This is a genomic window from Streptomyces sp. NPDC026500, assembly GCF_055567635.1.
Genome location: NZ_JBVHQB010000025.1, coordinates 1 through 19,375, shown reverse-complemented (window position 1 = coordinate 19,375; position 19,375 = coordinate 1). Strand labels below are relative to the sequence as shown.

At 70.2% G+C, this 19,375-nt stretch carries 16 protein-coding genes; 1 reads left to right on the top strand and 15 read right to left on the bottom strand.

What is annotated here, in order from left to right; genetic code table 11:
• Window positions 1–311 precede the first annotated feature (311 nt).
• The 15 genes from ACZ4N5_RS34445 to ACZ4N5_RS34375 all read right to left on the bottom strand — a co-directional run bounded on the left by ACZ4N5_RS34445 (window position 312) and on the right by ACZ4N5_RS34375 (window position 17,493).
• On the bottom strand, window positions 312–1,106 hold the full coding sequence (locus ACZ4N5_RS34445; protein WP_467760964.1) for an HAD family acid phosphatase: 795 nt from the start codon (window positions 1,104–1,106) through the stop codon (window positions 312–314).
• 102 nt (window positions 1,107–1,208) lie between these two features.
• Window positions 1,209–2,321, bottom strand: a complete 1,113-nt coding sequence (locus ACZ4N5_RS34440) for a right-handed parallel beta-helix repeat-containing protein (protein ID WP_467760963.1) — start codon at window positions 2,319–2,321, stop codon at window positions 1,209–1,211.
• A gap of 43 nt (window positions 2,322–2,364) precedes the next feature.
• Window positions 2,365–3,495: a pectinesterase family protein gene (locus tag ACZ4N5_RS34435; RefSeq protein WP_467760962.1), complete on the bottom strand. Its 1,131-nt coding sequence runs from the start codon at window positions 3,493–3,495 to the stop codon at window positions 2,365–2,367.
• Window positions 3,496–3,497: 2 nt separating this feature from the next.
• Entirely contained in the window at window positions 3,498–4,826 is a 1,329-nt protein-coding gene (locus ACZ4N5_RS34430) for a pectate lyase family protein (RefSeq protein WP_467760961.1), read from the bottom strand.
• A gap of 95 nt (window positions 4,827–4,921) precedes the next feature.
• The gene (locus ACZ4N5_RS34425; RefSeq protein WP_467760960.1) at window positions 4,922–5,716 is read right to left on the bottom strand and encodes a rhamnogalacturonan acetylesterase; all 795 of its coding nucleotides are present in this window, start codon (window positions 5,714–5,716) and stop codon (window positions 4,922–4,924) included.
• Between the two features lie 87 nt (window positions 5,717–5,803).
• Window positions 5,804–7,186 carry an ABC transporter substrate-binding protein gene (locus ACZ4N5_RS34420; protein ID WP_467760959.1) on the bottom strand — a complete coding sequence of 461 codons (1,383 nt, stop codon included), beginning with the start codon at window positions 7,184–7,186 and terminating at the stop codon, window positions 5,804–5,806.
• Window positions 7,187–7,367: 181 nt separating this feature from the next.
• Window positions 7,368–8,933 carry a glycoside hydrolase family 43 protein gene (locus ACZ4N5_RS34415; RefSeq protein ID WP_467760958.1) on the bottom strand — a complete coding sequence of 522 codons (1,566 nt, stop codon included), beginning with the start codon at window positions 8,931–8,933 and terminating at the stop codon, window positions 7,368–7,370.
• Complete coding sequence (locus ACZ4N5_RS34410; protein ID WP_467760957.1) at window positions 8,933–9,775, bottom strand: DUF6807 domain-containing protein; 843 nt, start codon at window positions 9,773–9,775, stop codon at window positions 8,933–8,935. The genes ACZ4N5_RS34415 and ACZ4N5_RS34410 overlap by 1 nt, the downstream gene beginning before the upstream one ends.
• Complete coding sequence (locus tag ACZ4N5_RS34405) at window positions 9,772–11,028, bottom strand: Gfo/Idh/MocA family protein (protein WP_467760956.1); 1,257 nt, start codon at window positions 11,026–11,028, stop codon at window positions 9,772–9,774. The genes ACZ4N5_RS34410 and ACZ4N5_RS34405 overlap by 4 nt, the downstream gene beginning before the upstream one ends.
• Entirely contained in the window at window positions 11,025–11,927 is a 903-nt protein-coding gene (locus ACZ4N5_RS34400) for a carbohydrate ABC transporter permease (RefSeq protein WP_467760955.1), read from the bottom strand. Before ACZ4N5_RS34400 ends, ACZ4N5_RS34405 begins: the two co-directional genes overlap by 4 nt.
• Window positions 11,924–12,859, bottom strand: coding sequence for a carbohydrate ABC transporter permease (locus tag ACZ4N5_RS34395; RefSeq protein ID WP_467760954.1), 936 nt, complete (start codon window positions 12,857–12,859; stop codon window positions 11,924–11,926). Before ACZ4N5_RS34395 ends, ACZ4N5_RS34400 begins: the two co-directional genes overlap by 4 nt.
• A 243-nt stretch (window positions 12,860–13,102) precedes the next feature.
• Window positions 13,103–14,833, bottom strand: a complete 1,731-nt coding sequence (araD, locus tag ACZ4N5_RS34390; RefSeq protein ID WP_467760953.1) for an L-arabinonate dehydratase — start codon at window positions 14,831–14,833, stop codon at window positions 13,103–13,105.
• Complete coding sequence (locus ACZ4N5_RS34385) at window positions 14,821–15,729, bottom strand: dihydrodipicolinate synthase family protein (protein WP_467760952.1); 909 nt, start codon at window positions 15,727–15,729, stop codon at window positions 14,821–14,823. The genes araD and ACZ4N5_RS34385 overlap by 13 nt, the downstream gene beginning before the upstream one ends.
• Complete coding sequence (locus ACZ4N5_RS34380) at window positions 15,726–16,382, bottom strand: GntR family transcriptional regulator (RefSeq protein WP_467760951.1); 657 nt, start codon at window positions 16,380–16,382, stop codon at window positions 15,726–15,728. The genes ACZ4N5_RS34385 and ACZ4N5_RS34380 overlap by 4 nt, the downstream gene beginning before the upstream one ends.
• Before the next feature lie 523 nt (window positions 16,383–16,905).
• Window positions 16,906–17,493, bottom strand: coding sequence for a TIGR03086 family metal-binding protein (locus tag ACZ4N5_RS34375; protein ID WP_467760950.1), 588 nt, complete (start codon window positions 17,491–17,493; stop codon window positions 16,906–16,908).
• A 466-nt stretch (window positions 17,494–17,959) separates the two neighbouring features.
• On the opposite strand from ACZ4N5_RS34375, the gene ACZ4N5_RS34370 reads away from it, so the two are divergent.
• Window positions 17,960–19,135 (top strand): serine hydrolase domain-containing protein, encoded by a 1,176-nt coding sequence (locus ACZ4N5_RS34370; RefSeq protein WP_467760949.1) that lies wholly within the window; start codon window positions 17,960–17,962, stop codon window positions 19,133–19,135.
• Window positions 19,136–19,375 lie beyond the last annotated feature (240 nt).

Genomic DNA, 19,375 nt, shown 5'->3' with positions numbered 1-19,375 from the left:
TCGAAGGCCCGTACGACCGGCTGGCTCACGCGTCCCGCCCCGCAGAACCCCCTCCCCCACAGACGAATCACCCGGGCGGATCACAGGGGCCGTATACGCCGCACCGGCACCGGTGTCACAGCCGTAGCCGTAGCGGGGTGGGACGTCGCGTACGACCGAGTCCGAAGATTCGTTCGCCCCTCGGAAACAACCCCGCGTTCGTTTTTGACGTCATCGACTGTGAGGACCTGTCGGCCTGAGCCCCCCTCGGCCGGCAGCAGAACGCCCCCGCCGGTGACGACCGGCGGGGGCGTTCGCCCGTGACAAGTGCGTCAGCTCACGAAGTACGTGGGGTTCGGGAGCTTGTAGGTCTTGTCGGCGTAGCCGCCGTCGAGGTCCGAGTACTGGTCACCGAAGTTGGCGACGATGTCGTACCCGAGGGACTCGATGTGCTTGCGGGTGCCGGCCTTGTACTGCACGGTCGTGCAGTTCCAGGCGGCAGCGGTGGCGCAATCGCTCAGGTACGCGGGCGGGTTGGCCGCGTCCTTGAGGAACATGTGCGCGGCGTCGAGGTTGACGTCGACGCCGATCTTCTTCAGGTTCTCGACCGCGGAGACGCGCTGCGACTCCTTCAGGCCCGAGTTGTAGAACACCTCGACGCCCTTGGACGCGGCGTACTCGACGAGTTCGGGGCTGCCGAAGACGGCCGGGCGGTCCGCCTGGGCGACATAGGCGACCCAGGAGGCCGAGTTGTAGGTGTAGTTGGTCTTCTTCTCGTAGTCGAGGGAGAGCAGCAGCGTGTCGTCTATGTCGAAGACGACCGCGGCCTTCTCGTGCCGGTGGTGGGCCTTGCGGGCCGCCTGGTCGATGTGCCGCTTCGCGGCGGCGTCGAGGCGTGCCAGGTCCTTGGCGTACGGGCTGTCGGGGGACGCCTGGTACACCCCGTTGCTGTCGGGCGTGGTGCCGTAGTACGTGTCGATGTCCTTGACGAGGACGCCGATGTTGTAGGGCTCGTGCGTCGAGTTCGCCGTCGACTGACCGGCGGTGGCGACGCCGGTGCCGTACAGGGCGGCACCGGCGACGACACAGGTGGCGGCGACGGCCGCGATGCGGAGTGGCTTATGCATGACAGGTTTTCTACGCGCGTAACGTCCGTGGGCGCGAGGCCTTTTGCCGGATCGATACATACTTTTCGGCCGACTTGAGCCCCACGCCCTGTCCGAGGGGCGTCAGTTCATGGTCGCGCCGATCGTCGTACTTCCCGTCGTGAGGAAGGTGGTCGCGGGCAGCGCGCCACTGGACTGGCGGGCGTTGTAGGTGGTGCTCGCGTCCGTGGAGACGAACGACGGGGTGGAGATGCCGGAGTCCCAGTTGTTGCCGGCCGACGTCACCGAGGAGCCCTTGGACACCGCCGCGGTGCCGTTGCCCACGGCGAGGTTCTTGCCGAGCTTGGCGGCGCTGGTGGCGAAGTAGTAGCCGTACTTGCCGTTGGCGTAGGCGGTGGTGCGGTTGATGACGATGGCGCCGGTGTTGGAGTTCTCGGTGAAACCGCTGCCCGCGTCGTCCCAGGCGGCGGAGTTGTTGACGACGTGTGCGACGACCTCGCCGTCGCCGCCCAGCTTGTAGCCGTTTCCGTCGCCCGCGAAGGCCGAGTCGCTCCAGCGGTTCTTGCCGTTGCCGAAGGACCAGGAGTGTTCGACGGTGACGGGCGAGGAGAACGACCAGAAGTCGATGCCGTCGTCGGAGTTGTTGTACAGCCGGGCCCCGGTGATCAGGTTGCCGGTGCCCGAGCCGAACTTCACGGCGACGCCGTCCGCGTTCTCGCCGTGGTTGGCGGCGTCGTAGTTGCCGTACGAGTCGATGTTCTTCACCGTGTTGTTGACGGTGCCGTCGCCGGTCAGCGTGAAGCCGGAGTCGCCGCCGTTGATGGTCTTGACGTTGTTCCAGACGGTGCCGGTGCAGGACTGGCAGACGACCGCGCTGTCCGGGGAGTTCTGGAAGGTCATGTTGGAGACGTTCCAGTAGTCGGCGGTCAGTTTGAAGATCCACGCGCCAGACGGGAGCGAGGACCCGTCGATCTTCACGGTCTCCGAGCCGTACGCCGTGAGCGTGACCGGCGAGGAGGACGTGCCGTTGGTGGTGGACTGGAGGGTCGCCGTCGGGTAGTAGGTGCCGCCGCGCACCTGGATGACGGTCCCGGCGGTGGCGCCGGAGATCGCGCTGGTCAGTTCGGCGGTGGTGTCGACGACGACGGTGGCGGCCTGCGCCTGGGTGGGGAGGACTGCGAGGCCTGCTCCCAGGATCAGGGGGGCGCATAACGAGAGGGCGGTACGACGAGACATGGAGTGCGGTCCTTTCGTCGTGCTGTCGGATGGAACGGGGGAATCACGGGCACCAGTCGCCGAGGTAGGCGGCACGGGTGTGCCGCTCGGCCTCCGTGTCCGTGAGCTGGGGACGGTTCTCCGGGACGGTGATCGCCGCGCCGGGGCCCGTGTTGCGGTACTCCGCGAAGCGCTGGCTCTGCCACGGATAGGCGGCGGACATGTCGGCGTAGGGCGCGACCGCGTCGATGCCGGCGTCCAGGCGGGTGTCGCGGACGGTCAGCATCGGACGGGCGGTGAGGTCCGAGCCGGGCACCCAGGGGCGGGCCAGCTTGTAGTACGCGTCCGGCGCCGCGCTGCTGATCCGGCTCCGCGTGACCAGATATCCGCGCGGGTCGGCGACCGCCGTGGACGGCGCGAAGACGAAGCCGTACGGGGCGGCGGCCAGGTCCGTGCGGTTCAGGGTGCGGAAGTGGCAGGACTCGAAGACCGCCGTCGCCCGTCCGAAGACGAAGTCCACGTCGCCCTCGACATAGCAGTCCCGGTAGTACTGTCGGGCGAAGGTGCCCAGGGCGAACGAGTCGGCGTACAGCGTGTCCTGGTGCCCGAGGAAGCGGCACCGGTGGAACGCCGAGCGGTCGCCCTGCACCTTGATCGCCACGGCCTGGGTGCCGGTGATCCCCGGGTGGTCGGCGCGCAGCCAGTCGTTGGCGAACGTGACCGCGCGGGCCGTGAATCCGTCGGTGCGCACGGTGGTCGTCGCGGACCCGGTGGTGCCGTAGGTGCCCGAACCGTCGGGCTTGGGCGTGCCGTTGGCGTTGTCGTACACGACGACGACATCACGCGGGTCGCCGGAGGCGCCGATCCAGGTCATCTCGGACCCGGCGGCGCCGGGCCGGCCGGTCGCCGGGTCGACCGTTCCGACCGAGACGGTCTCGCGGTACACGCCGGGTGCGATGACCAGGGTGTATCCGGCTCCGGTCGCGGCGGTCACGGCGGCCTGCACGGTGGTGTGGTCGCCGAGGCCGCCGGGGTGGACGTACAGCGTCTTCGCGTCGAGCCGCGCGGACGGCGAACCGTGGCGTCCGAAGGGCGGGCGCCCGGTGGCGCGGGCGGGGGCCGCGAGCCCGAGAGCCAGTGCGGCTCCGGTGCTCGCGGCGGCGAACGCCCTTCTGCTGACGGGGTGTCCGGCCATGGTCAGCAGATCTTTCCCGCGCCCGCGCGGTCGTCGACGATGCCGGGAACGGCCCTCGGCGGGTCGACCTTCGTCCGCAGTACCGGTGTCCAGCCGGCACCGGACTGGAGCGTCTCGGCCGGGATCTCCGCGTTGTGCACGGCGATCAGATCGGTCAGTACGCCGTTGACGTAGTTGTCGGTGGCGGACAGCGGCGCCTCCTTCCACTTCTTCAGGACCGTGGCGGCGCTGACCGAGTCCGGCAGCGTGAACGCGTTGTGCTCGGCGACGAGTTGGGACTCCATGCCGATGCCGTAGCTGTAGCCGTACGAGGAGTCGGCCACGAAGTGGTTGTTGTAGGAGTCCACTTGTCCGAACCGGACGCGCGGGGCGCGCTCGACGAGGCCGGTGAACAGGTTGTGGTGGAGGGTGACCTTCAGGTGGCCGCGGTCCACGGCGGCGGTCGACACGCTGTCGCTGTTGCCGATCAGGATGGTCTTGTCGTGGTCGGCGAAGACGTTCCAGGAGGCGGTCACGTAGTCGGCGCCCTTGACGATGTCCAGTTCGCCGTCGTGCTGTTCGTAGATCCGGCCGTAGTACGTCGGCAGCGAGCTGTCCGGGTGGTCTCCGTCGGTGAACGTGTTGTGGTCGAGCCAGACATGCGTGGCTCCGTAGATGACCGCGCTGTCGTACTCGGAGTTCCAGTTGCCGGTGTCGCCGTCGGTGGGGTCCCACTGGGGGAAGCAGTCGAGGGGGCTCTCGAAGGCGAGGTTGCGGACGATGACGTTGTCGACGTCCTTGATCTGGAGGCTCGCGCCCTTGAAGCCCGCGTTCCGGCCGATGCCGACGATGGTGGTGTTGGCGGGGACGTACGCCTTGATGGCGGTGTCCTGGTCGGCGGCGGAGGCGGCGCGCAGATCCTCCTGTTCACCGCTGACCACCTGGTCGTAGCCCCACACGGCGGGGTCGTAGTCGGCGAGGTACCGGGCGAAGTCGTAGCCGGGCGCCGCGAAGGAGTCGCAGCCCTCGGCGTTGGCGTCGATCGTGCCCCTGACCTTGATGATCTTCGGCGCGCTGCCGCCCGCGGCGAGCGCGGCCTTGAACTCCGCCCAGGTCGTGACCGTGCTGACCTGCGCGGCCCCGGCGGCAGAGCCGCCGGTCGTACCGGTCCCCTCGGACGCCCAGCCGTCGCCCGCGGCGAGCGTCTGCCGGCCGAGCTCGCGGGGCCCGGCCTCGGCGGTGGTGCCGGTGACGGCGAGCACGAGCGCGGTGCAGCCGATCAGCACGGCCGCTCGGCGCGCCGTGATCGCACTCCACTCGGTGACATGCCCATGCCAGTTCTGTGTGTTCATGGTGCGGCTCTCTTTCCTTCGACTCAAGGACTCGGGTGTTCGGGGGTTCAGGGACTCTGGGGTTCAGCGACTCAGGGGTTCAGGGACTCAGGGGTTCAGGCTGTCGGCCAGGTGATCCAGGACTCGGGTATCTCCGCGTCGAGGCGGCGTACGTCCCGGGGCGTGAGCACCCGGCCGTGCAGCAGTCCCGCCGCGACGAGACGGGCCACGGCTATGGCACCGGGCGGGTTGAAGTGCGTGTTGTCCTGTTCGGTCGCGGTCCAGTTGAAGTAGTTCTTCGTCTCCTCCACGCCGAGTCGCTGCCACAGGGCGAGTGACTGGGCCTGGATGTCGAGGAGCGCCACGTGCTCGTCCGCGGCGAGCGCGCGCATCGACGCGGGGTAGTCGCCGTGCGTCGGCACGGCGTTGCCGTCCGCGTCGAACTTTCTGCGCTCCACCGGGGTGGCGAGCACCGGCCCGGCACCCCGGGCCCGCGCCCCCTCGATGTACTGCCGCAGACAGTCCTGGAACGTCGTCCACGGCTCGGTGTAGCGCGTCGGGTCGGCGGTCTTCTCGTCGTTGTGCCCGAACTGGACGAGCAGGAGGTCGCCGGGCCGGATCACGTCGAGGATCGCGCCGAGACGTCCCTCGTCGATGAAACTCTTCGAACTACGGCCGTTCACCGCGTGGTTGGCGACCACGACGTCCTCGTGGAGGAAGAACGGGAGCGCCATGCCCCACCCCGTCTCGGGTGCGGCGTCGGCGTACTTCTGGGCTGCGGTGGAGTCGCCGGCGATGTGGAGAGTGCGCGACCGGCGGTGCGGGGCGGCGGACGCGGGGCCCGTCGCGGCGACCGTGAGCGGTAAGGCGGCCACGGCCGCCGAGGTGACCTGTCTGCGCGTGAGGGACACGGGGGTGTGCCTTTCGACAGAGGTTCGACAGGGGTGAGGGGCCACCCGCCGTGGTCGGGCACGGCCGGCCACGGCGGGTGCACCGGACTAGTGGTGGGCCTTCCAGTCGGCCTGCGCCTTGTTCAGCTGGTCGGCCAGCGAGTCCAGGAAGTCCTTCGCGCTCATCTTGCCGAGCAGCACCTTCTGGAAGCTCGGCTCGTTGTCGGCCTTGGAGATGGTGTTCCAGTCGGGCAGGTAGTACGGCAGCTGCACGATCTTGGTGCCGGTGCCGTTCAGCGCCTCGGCGGCCAGCTTGGTCGGCTCGGCCTGCTGGATCCACGCGTCCTTGGCGGCGTCGGTGTTCGCCGGCACCTGGCCCGCGGACTCGTTGAACTTCGAGTTCTCCGCCGCCGAGACGGCGAACTCGATGAACTTCCAGGCGGCCGCCTTGTTCTTGCCGGACTTGAACAGGCTCAGCCCGTCGACCGGGTTGGAGATCTGTACGCGCGTGCCGTCGTCCTGCGTGGGGTTCGGGATGCCACGGAACTTGCCGGCCCCGAGCGCCTTCAGGTGGTCCTGGTAGGAACCGAGATTGTGGCTCAGCATGCCGATGGTGCCGCTGTCCCACTGCGCGACCATCTTGGTGAAGTCGTTGTTGACGTCGGCGGACGGGGTGACCTTCTTGTACAGGGCGACGTACTTCGCCAGGGCCGCAACGTTCTTCGGGTCGTTGACGGTGGTCTTGTCGCCGTTCCAGAAGGAGGTGATGCCGCTCTGGCCGTACGCCGCGTCCAGCGCCGGGGCGATGGAGCCCTCACCGCCGCGGATGGTGAAGCCGAACTTGTTCTTGCCCTTGTCGGTGAGCTTCGTGGCGGCGTCGTAGAACTTCGACCAGGAGGTCGGAGCGTCCAGGCCCGCCGCCTTGAACAGGTCGGTGCGGTACCAGAGCGTGCCGTTGTTGGCGGAGGTCGGCACCTGGTACAGCGTGTCGCCGCCGCCCGCGGCCCGGCTGACGTCCAGCAGGTTCTGGCTCAGCCTGCCCTGCAGCGAGCTCTTCTCGATCCTGCTGTCCAGCGGCTCCAGCGCTCCCTGGACGGCGACCTCGGCGAGCATCGCGGTGCCCACGCCGCCGACGTCGGGCAGGCCGCCGCCCTGGATGGCGGTGTCGTACTTGGACTGGGCACTGGCCGCCGGGATGCCGACGTAGTTGACCTTGATGTCCGGGTACTTCTTCTCGAAGTCGGCGATGATCTGCTTCCAGATGTCGGTGCGGACACCGCCGTTGTTGTCCCAGAAGGTGATCTCGCCCTTGCCGGAGCCCTCGGTGCCCTTGTCCCCCGCGCTGCCGCTGCCGTTGTCACCACAGGCGGTGACGCTCAGGGCGAGCACGGAACCGAGGGCGACGGCCATGGCCGCGCGCCTGGCTCCACGGGCACCGGTCTTGACCGGGCCGGTCCCCAGTGGGCTGATCTTCTGTCGGCTGATCTTCATTGGTCGGCTCTCTTCTTCTTCTGGATCCAACAGGGTTGTGGGGCCGTTCAGGTGTCCTAAGAGATCGGCACCCGGCTGCTTCCGGAAGGGACGAACCCTTCCCTCCACATCCGGCAAGCGCTTGCTACGGAGGTGCGTCATTGCGGCTCCCAACAGGCGGACGAACGGCGGGAAGTGACCCTCAGGTGGGCGCGGTGACACGAAAACGCGTGAACGAGGCGGCGCCGGCGTGTCCCCCGCCGGCCGGCGCGAGCGCGAACAGGCCGAGCAGGGCGCCGACCCAGCGCCGGCCGGTCGCGGCGAAGACCTGCCCCGAGGGCTGCCGGCCGCCACCGACGTCGTAGGAGAAACGACAGCGGGCGCCCGCGCCGATCTCGATCCACAGCCGGGCCCGGCCCTCGGGCGCGGTCCGTGCGGGGGCGGCGTCGCGCTCGCTCTCGCACGGCCCCGAGCACGCGGTGGGTGCCGCCCCGGCGACCGTCTCGGCGAACCGGTGCACGAGCCGTACCGATCCGTCCGGCTCGCGCTGGAGTCCGATCCAGCAGAACGCGTCCCCCAGCACCACGAGCCCGGCCCGTGCCCCGGGCTCCTGGCTGTCGAGGCGCAGGTCGACCTGGACGGTGGCGGCCGCACCCGGCATCCGCTGGGTGAGGACGTGGGGCAGTCCGCGCAGGTCGTGCGCGCCCTCCGTACGGACACAGCTCAGCCGGAGTCCGTCGCCGGAGTGCTGGGTGGCCCAGCCGTCCTGCGGGTTGGCGGTCCACTGCCACTGGCGCCCGAAGCGGCCGCCGGGGAAGTCGTCGTCGGTGGCGGGCGCGGACGGCGGCTGCGCCGGCAGTTCCGGCTTCCGGTGTACGGCGACGGGGGCGCCCCGGTCTCCGAGCACCGGCCAGCCGTCCGCGCCCCAGCGCATCGGCTGGAGGTGGACCACCCGCCCGTAGGGCCCGCGCTGCTGGAAGTGCGCGAACCAGTCCTCGCCCGCCGACGTGCGCACCCAGCCGCCCTGGTGCGGGCCGTTGACCCGGGTGTTCCCCTGTTCCAGCACCACCCGCTCCTCGTAGGGCCCGAAGAAGCCGCGTGAGCGGAAGGCGCCCTGCCAGCCGGTCTCGACTCCCCCGGCGGGCGCGAAGATCCAGAACCAGCCGTCGTGCCGGTAGGCCTTGGGGCCTTCGAGGGTGAACCAGCCGGGAATCAGGTCGGCGTCGACGATCACCTTTCCCTCGTCGAGCAGCCCGGTGCCGTCGGGTCGCATCCGGTGTCCGGTGAGCCGGTTCTTCACTCCCGAACGGGACTTGGCCCAGGCGTGCACGAGATACGCCTCGCCGGTCTCCTCGTCCCACAGCGGGCAGGGGTCGATGAGTCCGCTGCCCTCCTTCACCAGCTGCGGCCGGGTCCAAGGGCCTCTGATCTGGGGGGCGTTGACCTGGAAGATGCCGTGGTCGGGGTCGCCCCAGAAGATCCAGAAACGGTCGTCGTGGTGGCGCAGAGAGGGCGCCCACACACCGCAGTCGGGCCGTGGACTCCTGAACTCGCTTGCGGGTTCCAGGCGTTGGAGAGCGTGTCCGACGAGCGTCCAGTTGACCAGGTCCCGTGAGTGCAGCAGGGGCAGACCGGGGACGCGGCCGAAGCTGGAGGCGGTGAGGTAGAAGTCGTCGCCGACGCGCAGCAGATCGGGGTCGGACCAGTCGGCGTCGAGGACGGGGTTGCGGTAGGTGCCGTCACCCAGGTCGGCGGAGTGCAGGGCCATCAGGGGCTCACCGCCTTGCGGACCAGCGCGGCGGCCCCGGCCCGGTCGAGGGTGCCGTCGGCGACGACGGTGACGACCCGGCGTACGAGCGTGCCGCCCGCCTCGACGGTGAGCCGCTTCTCGTGGGCGAGGGAGGAGCCGACGCCCGGGTACTGGGCGGTGCGGACGAACCACGGGTCGCGGCGCGTCGCGCCGGTCCCCCCGGCGAGGACGAGCGTCCAGCCGTCGCCGGCGAGCGCGATCCAGTCGGCGGGACGTGCGTGGACCGCCTCCTCGCCCTCGGCGTCGGCGGTGAACACGCGCGGGGCGTCCGGTTCCTTGCGGGCCCGCCAGAAGAAGCCCCCGTACGCCGCGCCCGGCCGTCCGTTGGTGGCCGGGCTGCCGAGGGAGAGCCCGCGCGCGGTGACATTGGTGAGCGAGAAGGTGAAGTCCAGCGCCCAGGCGGAGTCGGTGAGTCCGACGGCCGCGACCGTACGGCGTTCGCGCAGCAGCTCGGTGCCCGCGGCCATCCAGCGCAGCTCCTCCACGAAGCCGTCCGGGTCGCGCAGCTGGAAACCGATGTGCCGCTGGGATCCGTGGTTGTCGAGCTCGGTCGGTCCCTGGTCGCGGACGTAGGTGCGCCCGCCCCAGAAGTTGTGTCCCTCGACGTCGGGTACGGCTACACCGACGCCGAGGTGGTGTGCGTGGTCGGCCGGGCTGAGCTCGGTGACGGCCGTGCCGGCCAGGGTGGTGACGGGGTGCAGATACGGACGCGGGGAGAGCCGGGCCGGCAGTGCGGGCCGGGTGACGTAGCGGCCGACGGGGCGGCCGCCGATCCGCAGGACCAGCGAGTCGTTGTTCATCGGGTGCTCACCTCTTTCGGGAGGGCCCAGGAGGCGCCCAGCTCGGAGTAGAGGGCGAGGGTGTCGGCGGCCGCCGCGACGAATCCGTCGACCCCGCGCACCACGCGGCGGTTCTCGCCCCGGAGCAGTTCCCAGGCGTGCGGGGGCAGCGCGATCGGGTCGGGCGCCCGCCGGATCGCTTCGACGACCTTCATGAAGGCGCCCGTCGACTCGGGCGCGACCAGCAGCTCGGCGCCGTCCGTCAGATGCTCGACGAGGTTCTCCAGCAGGTCCGTACGGCCGTACTCGATCTCCTCGGGGCCGCGCCCGCACCGCTGCACGAGGACCCGGTCCTGCTTGTACCAGAAGGTGATCCGGCCGCCGGTGCCGTGCACCAGGACATACGGTTCGCCGGGGCGTTCGGCGCAGAGCGTCGCGGCGACCGTGATCCGGCTCCCGGTGGTCGTGATCCCCACGCACGAGGTGTCGTCGGACTCGATGTCGTTGGCGCGCAGCAGCTCGGTCCGGATGTCGGTGACGTCCTCGGCACGGGTCGAACCGTCCAGCGCGAGGGCCGTGGCGACGACGTGGGCCAGCGGGTTCGTCAGGACACCGTCGACCACGTCCACGCCGTCGAGCCGCCGCTTTCCCGCCCAGGGCGCGCGCCGGTAGTACGCCTCGTCGCGCGCCCACGCCCCTGCCCCGCCGATGCCTGTCGCCCGGCCGAGCCCGCCCTCGGTGATCAGTTTCCTGATGGCGGGTACGGCGTGCGAGCCGAGCGACTGGAAGCCGATCTGGCAGACCACTCCGGCCGCCGCGACCCCCTCGGCCATCCGCCGGAACTCGGCGTAGGAGGGCGCGGGCGGCTTCTCCAGGAGCAGGTGGACGCCCTTGCGGGCGGCGGTCAGCGCGAGGTCGGTGTGGGTGGGGATGGGGGTGCAGATCACCGCGACGGCGGCGCCGGTCGAGTCGAGGAGGGCCCCGAAGTCCGCGGACTGCTGGACATGCCGGCCGGCCAGCTCGTCCTCGGTGAGCGGGGTCAGCTCGCAGACCCCGACGAGACGCACCAGGCCCTTGTCCTGGAGACGGCGGATGTTGTCCAGGTGCCAGCGGCCGTGGCCGCGGGCGCCCGCGAGGACGACGGGCAGCGGGAGTCCGGGCGCGGTCGTGCCGGCCGGCGCTGCGGCGGGCGCGGTCCGCGGGCCGTCTCCGCTCACGTCACGGAGGCCGTCTCCGTCCAGGGGACGGACCTGCTGGTGCGAGGTGGTCGTCATCCCTTCACCGCCCCGGCGCTGAATCCGGTGATCAGCCATTTCTGGATGAAGGCGAAGACGACGACCACGGGGACGGCGGCGATGATGCCGCCCGCGGCGAGCGCGCCCAGATCGACGCTGTCCGAGCTCAGCAGGGTGTTGAGGCCGACCGGGATGGTCTGCTTGCTCTGGTCGCTGAGGAACATCAGGGCGAACAGGAAGTGGTTCCAGGCGTGCACGAAGGCGAAGGAGCCGACGGCGATCAGCCCGGGCCGCAGCAGCGGGAGGACGACGATCCGGAAGGCGTCGAAGCGGTTGCAGCCGTCCACCCAGGCGGCCTCTTCGAGGGAGTACGGCACGTTCCTGATGAACCCGCTGATCAGGATCATCGACAGCGGCAGCTGGAAGACCGTCTCGGCGATGATGACGCTGGCCAGCGAGTTGATCATCCGCAGCTCGGCGAAGATCTGGAAGAGCGGGACCAGGAGCAGCGCGCCCGGCACGAACTGCGAGCAGAGCAGCGCGAGCATGAAGCCGCGCTTGAGCCTGAAGTCGAAGCGGGCGAGCGCGTAGCCGCCGGCGAGCGCGACGAGGGTGGTCATCACCAGGGTGGCGACGGCGATGAGCACGCTGTTCTGGAAGTAGGTGCCGAAGCTGCGCTCGGTCCACACCTTGTCGAAGTGTTCGAAGGTCATGGGCCAGGGCACGAGGGAGGTCGACCCCGCGGGGCGCAGCGCGAAGAGCAGGATCCAGTAGAAGGGGATCAGGGTGAAGAGCAGGTAGATGCCGAGGGGGAGATAGATGTGCCAGCGCGGGACCTCGTCCCAGGCGCGGTGCTTCTTCCGTTCGCGCGGGCGGGGCTCCTCGTAGGGCGGGGCGGGTGCGGCCGGGGCGATCGTCCCGGCGTCCTTGGTGATCACTTGTCCCCGCCTCCGAACTTGCTCAGTCGCAGATAGACGATCGAGCAGAACAGCAGAATCACGAACGCGACCGTGGTGAGGGCCGACGCGTAGCCGAAGTTGTGGGCGTCGACACTGGTGTTGGCGATGTAGAGCGGGAGGGTCGTCGTCTCGCCCGCGGGTCCACCGCCGGTCAGGGTGTAGAGCAGGTCGACGTTGTTGAACTCCCACACCGCGCGCAGCAGCGTGGAGAGGATGATCGCGTCCTTGAGGTGCGGCAGCGTGATGTGCAGGAACTGCCGGACGCGGCTCGCTCCGTCGACCTCGGCGGCCTCGTACAGGTCCTTGGAGACGGACTGGAGGTCGGCGAGGATCAGGATCGCGAAGAAAGGGACCCCGCGCCACAGGTCGGCGACCACGGCCGCCGGGAAGACGGTGGAGGTGTCCGACAGCCAGCTTGTCCCGTACGAGCCGATGCCGGCGTCGGCGAGGTATCGGGTGATGCCCGTCTGGGAGTTGTAGAGCAGCACCCAGATCGCGGAGGTCAGCACCCCGGAGACGGCCCACGGCGAGAAGACCAGCGCGCGCCCGAACGCCCGCCCGGCGAAGGTCTGGTTGACGATCAGCGCGAGCGCCAGGCCGAACAGGAGCTGGAGACCGACCTCGACGACGACCCACTTCGCGCTGAAGGTCAGCGTGTCCCAGAACTGGGGGTCTTCGGTGAAGGCGTGCGTGAAGTTGCCGAAGCCCGCGTAGCCGTTGCGCCACGGTTTGGTGGGGTTGTAGTTCTGCAGGCTGTAGTAGAAGACGCTGATGACGGGGTAGGCGATGAAGCCGAGCATCAGCAGAGCCGCAGGGGCGATCAGCAGATACGGAAGCCTGCGCGGGGTCGCGGAAGCACGGCGCCGCCGGGGTGGCGCGGGCGGTTTCGCCACGGCTGCGGCTTGGGCCATGACTGTTCTCCGTTCTAGCGGGTGCCGTGGAGCACTTGCTGGTCCGTAGGAAGCGCTTACTCGATGAACGAGGCCGGTCGCTTCGCTTACGGTGTTCGGGTTGCTGGCTGTTCGGGAGATCCGGCCGTTCGGGTACTGACCGTTCGGAAGATCTGGTCGAGTCACTGGCCGATCGACGTAGTGGCCGTTCGACGTGCTGACCGTTCGAGATTTCCGGCCGAGTGGGGCTCGGCCGTGGGTCGTTCAGCCCGCGTACGGGTCCGGCACCTTGCCCGGCCGGGCCAGGAACGCGAAGTCGCAGCCGGTGTCGGCCTGGGTGATCTGCTCGTTGTAGAGCGCGCCGTAGCCGCGCTCGTACCGGACGGGCGGCGGAGTCCAATCGGCCCGCCTGCGCTCCAGCTCCGCGTCGTCCACGTGGAGTCGGAGTGACCTTGCCTCGACGTCGAGGGTGATCGGGTCCCCGTCGCGCACGAGGGCGAGCGGGCCGCCGACGTACGACTCGGGCGCCACGTGCAGCACGCACGCGCCGTAACTCGTGCCGCTCATCCGGGCGTCGGAGATCCGCACCATGTCCCGCACACCTTGCTTCAGCAGGTGGTCGGGGATGGGCAGCATCCCGTACTCGGGCATTCCCGGACCGCCCTTGGGGCCGGAGCCCCGCAGCACGAGGACGCTGTCCGCGGTGATGCCGAGCGAGGGGTCGTTGATGGTCCGCTGCATCGTGCGGTAGTCGTCGAAGACGACCGCGGGACCGGTGTGCTTGAGCAGCCGCGGCTCGGCGGCGATGTGCTTGATGACGGCGCCGTCGGGGCAGAGGTTGCCGCGCAGGACGGCCACTCCGCCCTCGGCCGCGACCGGGTTCTCCCGGGTGCGGATGACGTCGTCGTTGTGCACCCGGGCGCCCGCCAGCTGCTCGCGCAGGCTGTCGTGGGAGACCGTGGGCCGGTCCAGGTGCAGCAGATCGGTGATCCGCGACAGGAACCCGGGCAGTCCGCCGGCGAAGTGGAAGTCCTCCATGAGGTACGTCCGTCCACCGGGCCGGACGTTGGCGAGGACCGGCACCGTCCGGGCGATCCGGTCGAAGTCGTCCAGCGTGAGGGAGACTCCGGCCCGTCCGGCCATGGCGATCAGATGGATCACGGCGTTCGTCGAACCGCCGAGACCGAGCACCGTCGTCACCGCGTCCGTGAAAGCGTCCGCGGTGAGGATGTCGGACAACGTCCGGTCCTTGTGGACGAGTTCGACGATCCTGAGCCCCGCCGCGGCGGCCATCCGGTCGTGTCCGGAGTCGACGGCGGGGATGCTCGACGCGCCGGGCACGGTGACGCCGAGCGCCTCGGCCGCGGCCGTGAGCGTGGACGCGGTGCCCATCGTCATGCAGTGCCCCGGCGACCGGGCGAGCCCGCTCTCCAGCTCGGTCATCTCGCAGTCCCCGATGAGACCGGCGCGCTTGTCGTCCCAGTACTTCCACATGTCGGTGCCGGAGCCGAGGACCTCATTGCGCCAGTGACCCGGGAGCATCGGCCCGGCGGGCACGAAGACGGTCGGCAGATCGACCGAGGCGGCCCCCATGAGCAGCGCCGGCGTGGTCTTGTCGCAGCCGCCCATCAGCACGGCCCCGTCCACCGGATACGACCGCAGCAGTTCCTCGGTCTCCATCGCGAGCAGGTTGCGGTAGAGCATCGGGGTCGGCTTCTGGAAGGTCTCGCTCAGCGTGGACACCGGGAATTCGAGCGGGAATCCGCCGGCCTGCCACACGCCCCGCTTCACGGCCTGGGCACGGTCGCGCAGGTGCACATGGCACGGGTTGATGTCGGACCAGGTGTTGAGGATCGCGATGACCGGCTTGCCCAGGTGCTCCTCGGGGAGGTAGCCGAGCTGCCGGGTCCTGGCCCGGTGACTGAACGAACGGAGCCCGTCGGTGCCGTACCACTGATGGCTTCTGAGGTCCTCGGGCCGTTTCACAGGGACCATCCGGCGGCTATGGCGGCGACCTCGGAACGCTCGCTCGCGGGCAGCGGCTTGCTCGGCGGGCGGACGTCACGGCGGCACAGACCGAGCGAGGACAGGGCCTCCTTGACCACGGTGACGTTGTTCGCGGAGGCGTTGGCGGCGCGCAGTTCCTCGAAGCGGCGGATCTGCTCCCAGACCTTCATCGCGGCCGGGTAGTCACCGGACCGGAGCGCCTCGATCATGTTCAGCGAGACGGCCGGGGCGACGTTCACCAGGCCCGAGGTGAAGCCGGTGGCGCCGGCCGAGAAGTACGAGGGAGCGTACGGCTCGGCGAGTCCGGCCACCCACACGAACCGTTCGAGCCCGGCGTCCCGCGCGAAGGACGCGAAGCGCGCCGCGTCGGGAACGGCGTACTTCACACCGATGACGTTCGGACAGGCGTCCGCGAGTTCCGCGAGCCGCGCACCCGCGAGCCCGGGATTGCGGATGTACGGCACGACGCCCAGCTCCGGCACGGAATCGGCGATGGCCCGGTGGTAGTCGACCCAGCCGCCCTCCGAGACATAGGGGTGCACGGGCTGATGGACCATCACCATCGGTGCGCCGAGGGCACGGGCGTGCCGCGCGGAGGCGACGGCGGTCGGCACATCGTGCCCGACACCGACGAGGACGACCGCGCGGTCGCCGGCCTCCTCGATGGTCAACTCGGTGACGAGCCCGCGCTCTTCGGGGGTGAGGGCGTAGAACTCCCCGGTGTTGCCGTTCGGGGTGAGGGTACGGACACCGCCGTCGATCAGTCGGCGCAGCAGGGCCCGGTGGGTGTCCCGGTCGATCGTGCCGTCCTCGGCGAACGGGGTCACCGGGATCGCCACGACCTCGGCGAGTGCCGCCCGCTGGGTCTCGAACGTCGCTGTCATTCCTGCCCGTCCTCTTCCTGGCCCTGGGGGAAGGCCCGTTGTACGAACGACGCGATGTGCGCGTGCAGCGCTCCGGCCGCGCCGTCGGCGTCCCCGTCGAGGGCGAGGCGCAGGATCTCCCGGTGCTCGCCGGCCTCCCGCTCCCAGGAGGGATCGGACGCCCAGGCGACGGCCGAGACGAGGGCGGCCTGGTCGCGCACCTCGTCGAGCATCCGGCCGAGCAGCGGATTGCCGCAGGGCACGTACAGGGCGCGGTGGAACTCCCGGTTGGCCAGCGACCGTTCGGCGGTGTCGGCGGCGTCGTCGGCACGGGTGAGCGCGTCCCGGGCGGCGTCGAGGGAGGCTCCGCGACGCACCACCCGACGCAGCGCCTCGGGTTCGAGGAGCAGCCGCACGTCGTACACCTCGCGCGCCATGTCCGCGTCCACCATGCGCACCGTGACGCCCTTGTACTGGTTCATCACGACGAGCCCGGTGCCGGCCAGGGTCTTGAGCGCCTCGCGCACAGGGGTCTTGGACACCCCGAACTGTGCGGCGAGGTCGGTCTCGACCAAAGCCTGTCCCGGGGTCAACTGCCCGGTGAGGATGCGGTGTTTGATCCCCTCCAGCACGAACTGCGTGCGGGACGGAATCGGGGTGGGCACAGAGGTCATGCGCGCCTCTCTGGTCTCACGGCTCGGATCACGGGAGTCGGGCATCCTCGCGGACATCGATCCCGGATCTCGCATATCGCGTCTCATATATGACGTACGAAGTACGACGCGTTGAAGGTAGGAGCGTGGCCGTGTTTCGTCAACGCTTCCGGCAAAGGAATTTGATGTGACGCGCGGGGCGCGAGGCATCGGCGGGTCCGGGTAGCACCCTTGGACGTGAGGCACATCGGGTGTTCGCTTTCGCGATGCTGGTCGAGGTCGACCCCAAAGAGGAACAGGTCCGCGTCGGCGGCGGTCCGACGGGCCGGGCAGAGGTGCGCACCCCCGGAGTACGCGCACAGGCTGCCCGCACGCCTGGCGGACAGCCCGTACAACCCCTCGGCACGGTGGCAACGACAAGGGAACCCGGTGCGGCCCGCCCACGGCGAGACCGGAGATTCAGGACGCCTCCGCCTTCGCCGAATCCATGTGCTTCCGTGATTCAGCGAAGGTGGACGACAGCTCCGCGCTTCCCGCTCCCCCGCTACGGCTTCCAGCCCGGGTCGCGGCCGCTGAGGCCGATCACGCGGTCGAGGAGCGGCCCGTCGTCGGGTACCGGGACGACGGGGCCGAAGATGCCCCCGCCCCGGGTCGGGTCCTCGGCCGCGGCACTGAGGAACCCGTACGACGCCTGCAGGGCGGCTGCGTCGGGCGTGTATTCCTGGCCGGTGGCCCGCGCGAGGTCCCAGCCGTGCACCACCAGTTCGTCGGCGGCCACCGCCGCCGCGACCGCACCCGGCAGCGTCACTCCGCCCGCACGGGTCGTCCCGGTCCAGGCGGCCGGGTCCCGCCAGGCGTCCGCGAATTCGTCGAGCGCCTTCGGCAGGGTCTCGCGCCAGCCGGGTCCGATGTCGGGCACGGAGACGGTCGGGCTGGTGTCGGTGGAGGAGCCCAGGTCCTTGCGACCGGCGTCGCGGAAGGCGACGGCCAGTCCGGTCAGATGCCCGAGCATGTTGTGCACCGCGTACTTCGGACAGGGGGTCGCCCCGTCGAGCTGTGCGTCCGTGACACCCTCCGCGAGGCACGCCACGATCAGGGCCTGCGGCCCGAGGTCGAAGGTCTGGCCGGTCATCCGATTCTCCTCAGAACTCGTGTCCACTTCAGGGGGAGACCTGTGGGGGCAGGCCCGACGGGACAGACCCGTGGGGGCACAGGCCCGTGGGGGCGACCCGCGGGGACACACCCGTGGGACAGCCCCCGTAGGGCAGCCCCGTGGGGACACCCCCGGTAGGACAGCCCCGTGGAGACAGCCCCGGTAGGGCAGCCCGTGGGGACACCCCCGGTAGGACAGGCCCGTGGGGGACGGGCCCGACGGGAAAGGCCCGTGGGGACAGACCCGTGGGGACAGGCCCGTGGGGTAGACCTCGTCCGCACACGAAACTCATCGGTTCCCCGACCCGGGGCTCCCGCACCAGGAGAGCCGGACGGCCCAACACCGGGCGGCCCGCTCCTCCGTATGCAGCAGCGGCGCAGGCGAGTCGATCGCCCGGGGCCGAAGCTGGGCGTGCCCCGGCCCCCGCCCGACTCGGGAGAAACCCATGCCACTGCCCCGCCGCCCCCGACTGCGTCCGACCCTCGGCGCCCTGCTGGCCGCCGCCTGTCTGACCGGCGTCGTGTCCGCACCGGCCGACGCCGGCTCCGGCTCCGCGGACCGCGACCACGACCGGGCACTGCAGAAGCAGCTCGAAGAGCTCGTGCGCAGCCCCGGCGGCCCGCCCGGTGTCATCGCCGTCCTGCGCCGCGAGGGCGAGTCCCGCATCGTGCGCGCCGGAGTCGCCGACATCGACAGCGGCCGCCCGATCGGACCCGACGACCACACGCGGATCGCCAGTACCGCGAAGGCGTTCAGCGGTGCCGTGGCGCTGAGCCTGGTGGACAGGGGCGCGCTCTCCCTCGACGACACCATCGGCCGCAGGCTGCCGTCCCTGCCGCGGAAGTGGCACGCCGTGACGCTGCGCCAGCTGCTGAACCACACCAGCGGGCTGCCCGACTACACCCAGAGTCCCGAGTTCATCGAGATCTTGACGGCCGATCCGCGCCACCACTTCGACTCGCGCCGGCTGCTCGACTACGTGGCCGGCGAGCCGCTGCTGTTCCGGCCGGGATCGCAGTACAAGTACTCGAACTCCGACAACATCGCGGTCGCGTTGATGGCCGAGGCGGCGACCGGCAAGCGCTACGAGCAGTTGCTGCGCGGGCTCGTCTACCGGCCGCTCGGCCTGCGCGACACGAGCCTCCCGCAGGGCTACGAGATGCCCGAGCCGTACATGCACGGCTACGACGTCCAGCCGCCGACCCCCCCGGAGGACGTCAGCGAGGTGCTCAGCGCGTCGGGCGTGTGGGCGTCGGGCGGGATCATCTCGACTCCCGCGGACCTGACCCGCTTCATCCGCGGCTACGCGGGCGGGGCCCTGATCTCCCCGGCCACCCTGCGCGAGCAGCGCCGCTGGATCGACGGTGCCTCGGAGCCGGCGGGACCCGGCGAGAACAAGGCGGGAGAGGCGATCTTCCGCTACACCACCCGCTGTGGAGTGGTCCTCGGCCACACCGGCAACTTCCCCGGCTACACCCAGCTGATCGCCGCCACACCCGACGGCCGGCGGTCCCTGACCTTCTCGCTCACCACTCAGGTGAACCAGGCGACGAAGCCGGAGCTGCTGAAGGAACTGCGCAAGATCGAGGAGAATTTCGTCTGCGCGCTGCTGAAGAACTGAGGGACCCCAGGGCGCCGCAGCCCCCTGTCCGTGCGGCGAGCGGCTGAGCCGCCGCCCGTCGGCGGCCCCCGGCACCGCCCGCGTCTAGGACGGTTGCCCGATCCCCTCGGGCCCGCCTTACTGATCGTTTCAGAATGAGTTGAGACGCAGGTCTTGTGCTCGTCGATCTTGGTCGGCAGGGTGTCCGGGTGCGTGCCGATCTTGTTCCTGACGACCTGTGGGAGCGGGTGGCCCCGCTGC